Source organism: Variovorax sp. KBW07 (assembly GCF_003852515.1).
Taxonomy (GTDB): domain Bacteria; phylum Pseudomonadota; class Gammaproteobacteria; order Burkholderiales; family Burkholderiaceae_C; genus Variovorax.
In genome coordinates this window covers 1-12,002 of record NZ_QAJK01000096.1, presented here as the reverse complement: position 1 = coordinate 12,002, position 12,002 = coordinate 1, and the positions used below count along the sequence as shown (strand labels likewise).

Sequence of the window (12,002 nt, the reverse complement as noted above, 5' to 3'; positions counted from 1 at the left end):
GCAGAATCGCGCGCTTTGCCGTCCGCAACCGAAAGCCCTGCCATGTGCCCCCATCTCCTGCTGAAACCGGTCCTCGCGCTGTGGCTCGGAGCCCTGTGCGCCCTGGCCGCGCAGGCACAGCCACAGCAACCGGCGGCCTATCCCTCGAAGCCCGTGCACATCACGGTCGCGAACACGCCCGGCAGTTCGCCCGACGTGCTGGCGCGCTACCTGGCGCAGCGCCTGTCCGAGCAATGGAAGCAGCCGGTGGTGGTCGACAACCGCGCCGGCGCCGCGGGCATCCTGGCGGCCGATGGGCTGGCCAAGGCGCAGCCCGACGGCTATTCGCTGCTGGTGGGCGCCGACGGGCCGATCACCATTCTTCCCAACATCCAGGCGGGCCTGCCCTACGACGCGCGGCGCGACCTGTTGCCGGTGGTGTCGCTCGGGCAGATCGACTTCGTGCTGGTCGCCAATCCGAAGACGGGCTTTCGCACGGTGGCCGACTTCGTGCGCGCCGCGAAGGCGCGCCCGGGGCAGATCAACTACGCCTCGGCCGGCAACGGCAGCCCGCAGCAGCTCAGCATGGAGCTGCTCAAGCAGAAGACGGGCATCTACGTCACCCACATTCCGTACCGCGGCGGCCCGCTGGGCATGCAGGACGTGATCGCGGGGCAGGTCGATGTGATGTTCATTGCGGTCGGCCCGGCGCTGCAGCACATTCGCGCCGGCAAGCTCGTGGCCCTGGGCACCAGCGGCGAAAAACGCCATGCCCTGTTGCCCGAAGTGCCGACCGTGGGCGAAAGCTACGCGGGCTACCGCTCGGGCACGTGGTTCGGCCTGTTCGCGCCGGCGCGCACGCCGCAGCCGGTGATCGATGCCATTGCCGCCGAGGCCGCGCGCGTCGTGCAAGCGCCTGCCACCCGAGCCGACCTCGCGGCACAGGGCATCGAGGCCACTGGCTTCCCGCAGCGCCAATTCCAGACGCAGGTGAATGCCGAGTACGAGCGCTATGCGCAGATCGTGAAGGCGGTCGGCATCAAGGCCGAGTAGCCGAGTAACGATCGACCGGCCCGGCTAACGCACCGACCTGGCCAGCGCCTTGGCGAAGGCTTCGACGTCTTCGTCGCGGCAGACCTCGGCGGCCAGCGGTGCCTGTCCGCCAGCCACAGCGACCAGCGCCATGGCCTTCTTCGGGCACAGGCCGAGGCAACTCGACTGCACCACGCGCAGGCGCCCGGGCAAATGCACCAGGTCGCGCCTGAGTTCCTTGCGGACCTGCCTGGCCTTCAGTTTCGTGGGGCCGTCGCCGCGCTCTTCGCAATCGCCGCAGACCAGCACCACGCCGGACAGTCTGGTTTCGACCAGGGGAGGGGAATGGCTCACGTGGTTCTCTTTCCTTTTGTTTCAGCCCATCTTGGGCGCGAAGGAGCGCCGCGCAAGTCAGCCGACCGCCCGAATGCGCTAAGGTCTGGTCATCCGCGTTCTTGAATACCTTTGCCCGACCATGTCCCGTCCTCCCATCGAAATCGAAACCGCCCCGAACCCCACCGCCACGGTGGTCCTGATGCACGGCCTTGGCGCCGACGGCAACGACTTCGTGCCCATTGCCGGCGAGCTCGACCTGTCGGCCGTGGGCCCGGTGCGCTTCGTGTTCCCCAACGCGCCGGTGATCCCGGTCACGCTGAACAACGGCTACCAGATGCCGGCCTGGTTCGACATTGCGGCGGCCGATTTCAATGTGCGGGAAGACGCCGCCGGCCTGCGCCGCTCGCAGGCCGCCATCGAGGCCGTCATCGCCAACGAAAAGGCCCGTGGCATTGCCGCCAGCCGCATCGTGGTGGCGGGCTTTTCGCAGGGCTGCGCCATGGCGCTGCTGACCGGCCTGCGCCACACCGAGCGGCTGGGCGGCATCGTCGGCCTGTCGGGCTGGTTGCCGCTGGCGGCCAGCACCGCGGCCGAACGCCACGCGGCCAACCACGACACGCCGGTGTTCCTCGGCCATGGCCGGCAAGACCCCATGGTGCCCATTGCCCGGGCACTGCAATCGCGCGACGCGCTGGCCGCTTTGGGCTATACCGTCGAATGGCACGAGTACTCGATGGCGCATTCGGTCTGCATGGAAGAAGTGGCCGACCTGAACCGCTTCCTGCTGCGCGTGCTGGGCTGAGCGGGCCGTCGCGGCCAGTCCACGAGAACCACGAGATTCGCGATACCCACGAGACAAGAGAAGGAGACAGGCAAATGATCCTCGTCATCGGACACGCCCTCGCCAAGCCCGACACCCTGCAGGCAATGCTGGCCATCAGCGTGGAGCACGTGCTGCGCTCGCGCGCCGAGCCCGGCTGCATCTCGCACGAAGTCACGACCGACGTGCAAGACCCGCTGCGCCTGACTTTCGTGGAGCGCTGGAGCGACATGGCCACGCTGCAGGCGCACTTTCGCGTCGATGCCTCGCGCGCCTTCGGCAAGGCGCTGGCCGCCATGGCCGACGGCGCGCCCGAGATCCACGTCTACCAGTCGGAAGAGATCGACCTGTCGGCGGGCCGCGCCAAGGCCTGAATCGCGCACACCAGACAACCGGCGAACGACCATGCCGAACCTGTCGTCAGCTATCAAAAATGTAGCGCCTCACAGGGTAACCAACCCCGGGATTCCCTGCACGAGCAGTGCCCGCGCGCCCGTGCTACCTTCCAGCCCCTCAGAAGATTGATGGGTGATAACAATATGAGCAACAGATTGCAGGAGAGGTTGGGTGCACTTTCAGCCGCACGACTGAAAGGCATGCGACGCGGGATCGAGAAAGAAAGCCTGCGCGCGCTGCCGGATGGCAAGCTCGCGCTGACGCCGCATCCGCTGGCGCTGGGTTCCGCGCTCACGCATCCGCACATCACGACCGACTTCAGCGAATCGCAGCTCGAGCTCATCACGGGCGTGCATTCGGGCGTCGAATCGGCGCTCGAAGAGCTGACCCGGGTGCACCAGTTCACCTATCGCGTGCTCGACACGCTCGGCGACGAGCGCCTGTGGGTGTCGAGCATGCCCTGCGGCCTGCCGACCGACGAAACCATTCCGATCGGCCGCTATGGCTCGTCGAACGTGGGCCGCGCCAAGAGCGTGTACCGCATGGGCCTGAGCCACCGCTATGGCCGCCGCATGCAGACCATTTCGGGCATTCACTACAACTGGTCGCTGCCCGATGTGTCGAGCGAGCAGTACTTCGCGCTGATCCGCAACTTCCGCCGCCACGCCTTTTTGCTGCTGTACCTGTTCGGCGCCTCGCCGGCCTTGTGTTCGAGCTTTGTCGCGGGCCGCCCGCACGAGCTGCAGCCGCTGGGCGACGGCAGCATGTTCATGCCGCACGGCACCTCGCTGCGCATGGGCCGCCTGGGCTACCAGAGCGACGCGCAGGCCTCGCTGGCGGTGAGCTACAACAGCCTCGACGGCTATGGCGCCTCGCTGCAGGACGCGCTCACGCGCCCGTGGCCGGCCTACGAGTCCATCGGCATCCGCAACCTGGGCGGCGACTACAACCAGCTGGGCACCAGCCTGCTGCAGATCGAGAACGAGTTCTACGGCACCATCCGCCCCAAGCGAGTGATCAACCCCGGCGAGCGCCCGCTGCATGCGCTGCGCGAGCGCGGCGTGGAATACGTCGAGGTGCGCCTGATGGACCTCGACCCCTTCGAGACCGTTGGCATCAATGCGCAGACCATGCGCTTCATCGACGTGTTCCTGCTGCACTGCCTGCTCAGCGACAGCCCCGACGACACGCCGCAGGAAATTGCCGACCTGGCCCACAACCAGCACCTGACCGCCGCACGCGGCCGCGAGCCGGGCCTGCGCTTGTCGCGCGGCGGCAGCGAAGTGACGCTGACCGACTGGGGCATCGAGCTGGTCGAGCAGTGCCTGCCCATTGCCGCCGCGCTCGACGCGGCGCAGGGCGGCACGCAGCACGCCGATGCGGTACACGCCGCCAGGGCCGCGCTGCAAAACCCCGACAGCCTGCCGTCGGCCCGCGTGCTGGCGGCCATCGAGCAGCAGCACGGCAACTCCTTCGTCGGCTTCGTGCGGGCCCAGTCCGAGCAGACCCGCGCGGCGTTGCTGGCGCTGCCGTTCTCGGCCGCGCAACAGGCCGAGTTCGAGCAGATGACGGCCGAGTCGATCCAGGAGCAGAAGCGCATCGAGGCGGCCGACACGCTGCCTTTCGAGATCTACCGCGAGCAGTACGTGTCGCCCGCGCGCCTGGGCATGGCGCGTGGCCGCATGGCGGTTGCTGCATAGCCGACAGCCGCGCTGGCCGATGGCCTACAGGCTTTGGCCTGCATCGCCCACCGCGTGCGCCTGCAGGGCTGCGAAGATGGCATTCATGCATCGCGCAAGCTCCGACCCGGTGAGGTCTCCATGACTGTCAAGGCCTACTTGGTGGAAGACAGTCCCGTCATCCGCGAAAACCTCGTCGGTTTCCTGGAGGACGTGGCCGATGCCCAAGTGGTGGCCTCCGCCAGCACCGAGGACGAAGCCGTCATGTGGCTGCGCCTGCATCGCGACGAATGGGACCTGACCATCGTCGACCTGTTCCTCAAGCGCGGCAACGGGCTCGGCGTGATCCACGAATGCCGCAACCGCGCGCCGCACCAGAAGGTGGTGGTGCTCAGCAACTACGCCACCGCCGATATGCGCCAGCGCTCGGAACAGCTGGGCGCCGATGCCTTCTTCGACAAATCGGCCGAGCTCGACCAGCTGGTGGCCTATTGCGACCTGGTCCGCTCGTCGCACGGGTGACTGGCTCCGCGTGCCCGTGGCTGCGCCACGGTGCTTTTCTGGGGTAAAACGCCACGCTGCCGCCATGCGGCAACCGAATACCGGCAACTCCCCAATGAAAGCGACAGAGACACCATGAGCAGCAGCAGCAACAGCACCATCGACTTCAAGGGCCGCGTGGCCATCGTGACCGGCGCCGGCGGGGGCCTCGGCCGCCAGCATGCGCTGGCCCTGGCGGCGCGCGGCGCCAAGGTGGTGGTCAACGACCTGGGCGGTGCGCGCGACGGCTCCGGCGGTTCGGTGAGCGCCGCGCAGGCGGTGGTCGACGAGATCAAGGCGGCCGGCGGCGAAGCCATTGCCAACGGCGCCTCGGTGACCGACTTCGCGGCCGTGCAGGCCATGGTCAAACAGGCGGTCGACGCCTGGGGCCGCATCGACATCCTGGTCAACAACGCTGGCATCCTGCGCGACAAGAGTTTTTCGAAGATGGAGCTGGCCGACTTCCAGCTGGTGGTCGACGTGCACCTGATGGGCGCCGTGAACTGCACCAAGGCCGTCTGGGCGCTCATGAACGAGCAGAAGTACGGCCGCATCGTCATGACCACCTCGTCGTCGGGCCTCTACGGCAACTTCGGCCAGAGCAACTACGGCGCCGCCAAGCTGGCGCTGGTGGGCCTGATGCAGACGCTGAGCATCGAAGGCGCCAAGAACGACATCCGCGTGAACTGCCTGGCACCCACCGCCGCCACCCGCATGACCGAGGACCTGTTCCCCAAGGAAATGCTCGAAGCCTTCCAGCCCGAGGCCGTGGTGCCCGCCATGCTGGTGCTGGCCTCGCAGGATGCGCCCAACCGCACGGTGCTGTGCGCCGGTGCCGGCGTGTTCGAAGCCGCCCACATCACGCTGACGCAAGGCGCCTGGCTGGGCAGCGGCCCCGACGCGGCCGAGCAACTGGCCGCGCGGCTGGCCGAAGTGACGTCGCGCGAGGGCGAAGTGGTGCCGCAGAGCGGTGCTTCGCAGGGCAGCAACGAAGTCGCCAAGGCGATGGGGAACGCCAAGAGGGGCTGACGGCAACGCGCCTGTTTTGCCCTGTTCATGGCGCTTGACCTCGAGTGCACTCGAGCATTTCCAATGAATTCACCGGGACTTCCGGTTCATTCAATGCAAGGAAATGACGCCATGAACACGACGAGCGACAACAAGGCCCTGGTCTCGCGCATCCACGCCGAGCTGGACAAGGGCAACGGCCAGTTCTTCATCGACAGTCTGGCCGACGACGCGCGCTGGACGCTGGAGGGCACCACGCCCTGGTCGCGCACCTACGCGGGCAAGGCCGCCATTCGCGAAGAGCTGATCAAGCCGCTGTTCGCGCAATTCGCCGGGCCCTACGTGAGCCAGACCGAGCGCATCATTGCCGAGGGCGACCGGGTGGTGGTGCTGTTCAGCGGCGACGTGCCCACCAAAGCCGGCAAGCGCTACAACAACCGCTACTGCTACGTCTACCGACTCGAAGGAGGCCAGGTGAAAGAGCTGACGGAGTACTTCGACACCGCACTGGTGCAGGCGGCGCTGACGGCGCCTTCTGCCGCTGGCCATGCCGGCTGACGCGCCGCTCGCCGCACCCCTGGCGAAGGACGCCAAGGGCACGCCCTTCCACATCGGCGAACTGGCCACGCGCACCGGCCGCACGGTGCACGCCATCCGCTGGTACGAGACGCAGGGCCTGGTGCCCGGCGTGGCGCGCGACGACGGTGGCCGGCGCCTCTACGGCGAGCTGCACGTGGGCTGGCTCGACCTGATGGAGCGGCTGCGCCGCACCGGCATGTCGATTGCCGAGATGCGCGAATACACCGCGCTGGCGGTGCAGGGAAAGGTCACGCTGCGCGAGCGGCGCAACATGCTCGCCGCGCACCGTGCGCGCGTGACCGAGACCATCGCCGAATGGAAAAGGGCGCTGTCGCTGGTCGACCGCAAGATCGACTTCTACGACGAATGGATGGCCAGCGGCCACCGGCCGCCGCTCATTCCCGCCGAGACGCCCCGCCTTGCGCCACCGACCGCGCCACCGAAGAGGCGCAGGGCCAAGGGCAAGGCCTCGCCTATTCGGCCGTGAAGCTCGGGTCCTTGCGGATCGAGCCGCGGTCGCGGTGGTTGTTCAGGCGGCCCAGCGTGCTGTCGAGCAGGCGCTTGAGCTTGTCGGCCGCGCCGCGGAAGGCCTCGTCGAGGCTGTTCGCGTGCTGCGTCACCGCCAGTGGCTGGTGGTGGGCAAGGCGGGCTTCCATCACGCAGCGCTTGTCGCCGCCGCCGGCCTTGTCGTGGTTCTCGTCGCTCAGATGCACCTCGACGCGCGTCACGTCTTCGACGAAACGGCTCAGGTGTTGCTTGATCTCCGTATCGGCCCAGCGTTCCAGCGTGTCCTTGTTCTCGATACCGTTGCTCGTATTGACCTGAATCTGCATGCAATGTCCCTGCTGGATGGATGAACGAATGCCCACTGTGCGCCCTGGAGCGCGGGTGTGCGCGTAGGTCTTTCCCCTGCCCACAAGCCGGGCAGGGTCCGAAATGCGCGTTGCTTGCTCAGCTCTGGATGTACGTGGTCAACTGTTCGATGGTCGCCTCGTGGTCCGAGATGATGTCGTCCATCAGGTCCTGGATCGAGATCATGCCGACCACCTTGTCGCCATCGACCACCGGCAGGTGGCGAAACTTGCGCTGGCTCATCAGCGTCATGCAGGCGCGCGTGCGGGTCTGCGGGGTCACGGTCATCACGTCGGGCGTCATGATCTCGGCAACCTTCATTTCCTTCGAGTTCTTGCCCTGCAGCGCCACCTTACGGGTGTAGTCGCGCTCGGACAGGAAGCCCACCAGCTTTTCGCCGTCCATCACCATGAGCGCGCCCACCTCGTAGTGGGCCAGCGTGGCCAGGGCATCGAAGACGCTGGCCTGGGGAGAGGTGCGCCAGGCCGCGGAGTCGTGACGCTTGAGCAGTTCGGAGACGGGTTTCATCGCGGTAACTCCATGAAAAAAGTTTCGATTCACGCCGACGCTCATGCGCCGCCCTCGGTCAAATGATAGGGGCGGAAAAGCGCTTCGCGATGCAAAACCCTCTAGGGGATTGCGCGCGGATTGCCCACGCGTCCCGCGCGAGAACTTAAGGCTGTGCCGTTGCTGCGGCAGGCGCGGCCAGCACGCGGCTGAGCGCCACCGGGTCGCCCACCACCGTTTTCACGAGGCCCTTGTCGTCGAACTGCACCTGGAACTCCGACCAGCTGTCGCGCCAGTAGCGCCACGTGGGCGCGTCGAGGCTGGGGTTCTCGCTGCCCACCGGATAGGCGATGGCCATCAGCACCTGCTCGCGCGTCATGCCGGGCATCACCTTGCCGGCCATGATGGCGTCTCGCACCGCGGGCGCGAAGGCGGCCATCTTCTGTATTGGATCGGTCGTCACCACGTAGCGCTGTGCGAATTGGTGCAACGTGATGTTGCGGCTGTAGTCGTTCTTGATGCGCTGGGGCTTGCCGCCGAGTTGCAGGTTGAAATAGCGGAAGTCGTAGCCCGTGATGCGTGCCGGCGTGCCCACGGCAACGATCTGCGTGCCTTGCTCGTCGTAGTTGATGTCGCTGATCGAATCGCCGTAGGTGCGCATGTTGCAGCACAGGAAGCCGTTGACCAGCGGACCGGGCGGCGGCGAGGGCCGCTGGGCGTGGACGACGGTCGCGGCAACGGCGGTGGCTGCCAGCAGGGCGGCAGCGGCAAGGCGCTTGATGGGCATGAAACTCCCTCGGGGTCGGTTTGTTGGTCTGTCTGTTGAAACGGCTGCGGGCGCAGCGCGCGGATTCTAGGGTCGATCGCGCTCCGGGCGAAGGCAGAATGCCCGCTTTCAGCTATCGAAAAGATAGCGGCCAGCTGCCGTTCAGGTTCCCGGGCCACAATCCTCACCCGGCCTTGCGGCCACCCCCTTCCAGACAGCGCGAAAGAAAGAACACCCACCCATGGCGATCCAGTGGTTCCCCGGGCACATGTACACGACCCAGAAAGCCATCACCGACCGGGTGAAGGACATCGACGTGGTCATCGAGCTGCTCGACGCGCGCCTGCCCGGCTCCAGCGCCAACCCGATGCTCGCCGAGCTCACGGCCGGCCGGCCGACGCTCAAGGTGCTCAACAAGCAGGACCTGGCCGACCCCGCGCGCACCGCGCTCTGGCTGGCCCACTACAACGCGCTGCCCGACACGCGCGCCATCGGGCTCGATGCGAGCCAGACCACGCCGGCGCAGCAGATCGTCAAGGCCTGCCACGAGCTTTCGCCGCGGCGCGGCGGCATGGCCAAGCCCATGCGCGTGCTGATCTGCGGCATTCCGAACGTGGGCAAGTCGACCCTCATCAACACCCTGACCGGCGGCCGCAAGGCCAAGACCGGCGACGAGGCCGGCATTACCAAGCTCGAGCAGCGCATCACGCTGGCCGACGACTTCTACCTGTGGGACACGCCCGGCATGCTGTGGCCGCGCATCGTGGTGCCCAAGAGCGGCTACAACCTGGCGGCCAGCGGCGCCATCGGCCGCAACGCTTTCGACGAGGAAGAGGTGGCGCTGGAGCTGCTCAACTACCTCAAGGCGAACTACGCCGCCGGCGTGGCCGCGCGCTTCAAGCTCGTGGAGCTCGACGCCGCCACCATGGCCGAGATGAAGGACGAGGCCCTGCTCGACACCATCGGGCGCAAGCGCGGCGCGTTGCTGGGCAAGGGCAAGGTCAACCTGCAGAAATCCGCCGAGATCGTCATGCACGAATTTCGCGCCGGCAACCTCGGGCGCGTGACGCTCGAAACACCGGTGGAATATGCGCAGTGGCTGGCCGAGGGCCAGCGCATCGATGCGGAGCGTGCCGCAAAGAAGGCGGCACGCGGAAACAAGAAGGGCAAGCAGAAGCCCGAGGCAGCACCCGAGGAAAGCGCCTGATGCCGAGCTTCCTTTTCTTTCGAAAGGGTGGCCTCGACACCGATTCGGAAGACTTCCCGGGGCTGGTGAGCGTTGCCGCCTACCTCAAGCAACTGAGCGCGCAGGAACACGAGCGCAAGCCCACCGATGCCGACGGCTTCTTGCGCGAACTCGACGCCGTGCCATGGAGCGAACTGATGGCCGCCTGGCTCGTGGAGCAGGCAGGCCCGCTGCCCGCGCTGGTTCTGTGCACCGGCGACATGAAGGTGCAGCTCGGCGTCAGCGGCATCTTTCACGAGCAGTTGCACTACTACCAGTGCACCTTCAACCGCGAAGTGAAAAAAGGCTGGTTCTCGAAGGAAACGCAAAACCTCAGCTTCGAGATTCATGCGCGCGAAGACGTGGCGGGCCTGGTGCGGCAGTTCGTGCAGGGCAGCTTCGACGCACTGGCTGACGAGGCCCGGCGCATCGGGCAGAACTTCGTCGCTTAGCGCCGGTTGCTGTTGCTGGTTGCTGGTTGGCGCGCACCGGCGAATCGACCCCACGGCTGAACGAAAGGCGCCTGCTCACTATCATCGAGACATGCAACGTCTCACGCGCCAACGCAACGCCGTTTTCTCCGCCTTCAGCGACGCCGCTCGCGTGCTCACAGCCCCCGAGATCCTCGCGCATGCACGCGAGCTCGTGCCCGAGATCAGTTTGTCGACCGTGTACCGGCAGGTCTCGCTGCTGCTGGCGGACGGCGAGATTGCCAAGGTCGAATTGCCGGGCGAGCCGGCGCGCTACGAAGTGGCGTGCAAGCCCGGGGCGCACAAGCATTCGCATGGCCACGGCCACGGCCACGATCACGGCGAAGCGGACGACCACCACCATCACTACTTTCACTGCACGAACTGCGGGCAGGTCCTGCTACTGCATTCGTGCCCCGGGCCAATGGACGACCTCGTGCCCAAGGGCTTCAAGGTGCACAGCCACGAAGTGACCTTGCATGGCCTGTGCGCGCCCTGCGCAAGCGCGGAAGACCCGAAGGCGCGCGCGGCGAAGGCGCACTGACCCGCGGGCCGGCCGCATGGCCGGGCACGTCGAAGGCAATGCAGAGTAGGGTCGCCGTCAGCCTTGCAATATTATTGAGAATGGATTCGCGATAACGTATAGTCGCGGGTCTTCCTCCTTTCGGCCTACCTATGCAAGTCCTGTCCTCCCTCAAAGAAGCAAAGAAGCGCCACCGCGATTGCCAGGTGGTGACGCGGCGCGGCCGCACGTACGTCATCTGCAAGTCCAACCCACGCTTCAAGGCCAGGCAGGGCGGCGCGAAAAACAAGAACAAGCGCTGATTGACCTGCACGGGCTGACGGGCCCGGCGCGCTGACACAACAACGCGGCACGCCGGCCCTTCGCCCCTTGCTTCCGTGCACTGGCGTCCTCGCCGGTGCAAGACGACGACCACCACCACCGACAACACCGAACGCACGCATCGGCGCACCCGCGCCGGCGCCCGCCTGCGCGCGCCTCTTTCAACACCGGAACCTCTCCATGCTCCGAGCCATCGGCCTGACCAAACAGTACGGAACGCACACCGCGCTCGACCGCCTCGATCTCGACATTCGTGCCGGCGACATCTACTGCCTGCTGGGCGCCAACGGTGCCGGCAAGACGACGACCATCAACCTGTTCCTGAACTTCATCGAGCCCACGGCCGGCACAGTGGAAATCAACGGCATCGACGTCACGCGCTACCCGGTCGCGACCAAGCAGCATGTGGCCTACATCCCCGAGCAGGTGACGTTGTACGGAACGCTGTCGGGCCTGGAAAACCTGCGCTTCTTCGCCGGCCTGGCATTGGGCACGGAGCTGCCGCGCAACCGCTTGCTGGAGTTGATGACGGAGGTGGGGCTGGACCACGCGGCGGCCGACAAGCGCGTGTCCGCCTACTCGAAGGGCATGCGCCAGAAGGTGTGGATTGCAGTGGCGCTGGCCAAGCAGGCCAAGGCGTTGCTGCTCGACGAGCCGACCTCGGGGCTCGACCCTCAGGCGGCGAGCGAGTTCTCGGGCCTGCTGCGGCGCGCAGCCGACAACGGCGTGGCGGTGCTCACGACGACGCACGACCTGTTCCATGCCCAGCAGACAGCGACGCGCGTCGGAATCATGAAACGTGGAGTGCTCGTGGAAAGTCTTGACGGCGAGGCGTCGATTGCGCGTACCGATCTGCAGTCGCTCTACCTTCAGCACATGAGGGCGTAGATGGCTTGCTCTCTTCGTCTTCGCACGCTTCGTCGTTGCTCCTGGCTTGCTGTTCGGGGCGACGCCCACGCCGACGGTGTG

The 12,002-nt window shown here is 66.6% G+C and carries 17 protein-coding genes; 13 read left to right on the top strand and 4 right to left on the bottom strand.

The genetic code is table 11. From position 1 onward, the window contains the following. Window positions 1-42: 42 nt before the first annotated feature. On the top strand, window positions 43-1,032 hold the full coding sequence (locus DBV14_RS19600) for a tripartite tricarboxylate transporter substrate binding protein (protein ID WP_124461167.1): 990 nt from the start codon (window positions 43-45) through the stop codon (window positions 1,030-1,032). A 24-nt stretch (window positions 1,033-1,056) separates the two neighbouring features. On the opposite strand, the gene DBV14_RS19595 is transcribed toward DBV14_RS19600, so the two are convergent. After that, on the bottom strand, window positions 1,057-1,365 hold the full coding sequence (locus DBV14_RS19595; protein ID WP_124461165.1) for a (2Fe-2S) ferredoxin domain-containing protein: 309 nt from the start codon (window positions 1,363-1,365) through the stop codon (window positions 1,057-1,059). Window positions 1,366-1,486: 121 nt separating this feature from the next. On the opposite strand from DBV14_RS19595, the gene DBV14_RS19590 reads away from it, so the two are divergent. The 7 genes from DBV14_RS19590 (at window position 1,487) to DBV14_RS19560 (ending at window position 6,856) form a co-directional block, all read left to right on the top strand. Next, window positions 1,487-2,149: an alpha/beta hydrolase gene (locus DBV14_RS19590; protein ID WP_124461163.1), complete on the top strand. Its 663-nt coding sequence runs from the start codon at window positions 1,487-1,489 to the stop codon at window positions 2,147-2,149. Between the two features lie 74 nt (window positions 2,150-2,223). Continuing rightward, complete coding sequence (locus DBV14_RS19585) at window positions 2,224-2,541, top strand: putative quinol monooxygenase (RefSeq protein WP_124461161.1); 318 nt, start codon at window positions 2,224-2,226, stop codon at window positions 2,539-2,541. 165 nt (window positions 2,542-2,706) lie between these two features. Beyond that, window positions 2,707-4,263 carry a glutamate--cysteine ligase gene (gshA, locus tag DBV14_RS19580; protein ID WP_124461159.1) on the top strand — a complete coding sequence of 519 codons (1,557 nt, stop codon included), beginning with the start codon at window positions 2,707-2,709 and terminating at the stop codon, window positions 4,261-4,263. 120 nt (window positions 4,264-4,383) lie between these two features. Next, entirely contained in the window at window positions 4,384-4,764 is a 381-nt protein-coding gene (locus DBV14_RS19575; RefSeq protein WP_124461157.1) for a response regulator transcription factor, read from the top strand. 114 nt (window positions 4,765-4,878) lie between these two features. Continuing rightward, complete coding sequence (locus DBV14_RS19570; RefSeq protein WP_124461155.1) at window positions 4,879-5,811, top strand: SDR family NAD(P)-dependent oxidoreductase; 933 nt, start codon at window positions 4,879-4,881, stop codon at window positions 5,809-5,811. Window positions 5,812-5,922: 111 nt separating this feature from the next. Beyond that, window positions 5,923-6,348: a nuclear transport factor 2 family protein gene (locus tag DBV14_RS19565; RefSeq protein ID WP_124461153.1), complete on the top strand. Its 426-nt coding sequence runs from the start codon at window positions 5,923-5,925 to the stop codon at window positions 6,346-6,348. Continuing rightward, window positions 6,338-6,856, top strand: a complete 519-nt coding sequence (locus DBV14_RS19560; protein ID WP_124461152.1) for a MerR family transcriptional regulator — start codon at window positions 6,338-6,340, stop codon at window positions 6,854-6,856. The genes DBV14_RS19565 and DBV14_RS19560 overlap by 11 nt, the downstream gene beginning before the upstream one ends. Here the strand turns inward: DBV14_RS19560 and DBV14_RS19555 are convergent. From DBV14_RS19555 to DBV14_RS19545, 3 genes are all read right to left on the bottom strand, one after another. Further along, the gene (locus DBV14_RS19555) at window positions 6,843-7,202 is read right to left on the bottom strand and encodes an HPF/RaiA family ribosome-associated protein (RefSeq protein WP_124461150.1); all 360 of its coding nucleotides are present in this window, start codon (window positions 7,200-7,202) and stop codon (window positions 6,843-6,845) included. The genes DBV14_RS19560 and DBV14_RS19555 overlap by 14 nt on opposite strands. A gap of 118 nt (window positions 7,203-7,320) precedes the next feature. Then, entirely contained in the window at window positions 7,321-7,749 is a 429-nt protein-coding gene (locus DBV14_RS19550; protein WP_124461148.1) for a CBS domain-containing protein, read from the bottom strand. Window positions 7,750-7,894: 145 nt separating this feature from the next. Continuing rightward, window positions 7,895-8,515 (bottom strand): cell envelope protein SmpA, encoded by a 621-nt coding sequence (locus DBV14_RS19545; RefSeq protein ID WP_124461146.1) that lies wholly within the window; start codon window positions 8,513-8,515, stop codon window positions 7,895-7,897. Window positions 8,516-8,735: 220 nt separating this feature from the next. Between DBV14_RS19545 and ylqF the strand changes: the two genes are divergently transcribed. The 5 genes from ylqF (at window position 8,736) to DBV14_RS19520 (ending at window position 11,921) form a co-directional block, all read left to right on the top strand. Then, the gene (gene ylqF, locus DBV14_RS19540) at window positions 8,736-9,701 is read left to right on the top strand and encodes a ribosome biogenesis GTPase YlqF (RefSeq protein WP_124461144.1); all 966 of its coding nucleotides are present in this window, start codon (window positions 8,736-8,738) and stop codon (window positions 9,699-9,701) included. Next, window positions 9,701-10,171 (top strand): hypothetical protein, encoded by a 471-nt coding sequence (locus tag DBV14_RS19535; RefSeq protein ID WP_124461142.1) that lies wholly within the window; start codon window positions 9,701-9,703, stop codon window positions 10,169-10,171. The genes ylqF and DBV14_RS19535 overlap by 1 nt, the downstream gene beginning before the upstream one ends. A 91-nt stretch (window positions 10,172-10,262) precedes the next feature. Then, entirely contained in the window at window positions 10,263-10,733 is a 471-nt protein-coding gene (locus DBV14_RS19530; protein WP_124461140.1) for a Fur family transcriptional regulator, read from the top strand. Window positions 10,734-10,864: 131 nt separating this feature from the next. Continuing rightward, window positions 10,865-11,014 (top strand): type B 50S ribosomal protein L36, encoded by a 150-nt coding sequence (gene ykgO, locus DBV14_RS19525; protein WP_013542562.1) that lies wholly within the window; start codon window positions 10,865-10,867, stop codon window positions 11,012-11,014. 199 nt (window positions 11,015-11,213) lie between these two features. Further along, a complete protein-coding gene (locus tag DBV14_RS19520; RefSeq protein WP_124461138.1) occupies window positions 11,214-11,921 on the top strand; it encodes an ABC transporter ATP-binding protein in 708 nt (235 codons plus the stop codon). Window positions 11,922-12,002: the final 81 nt, after the last annotated feature.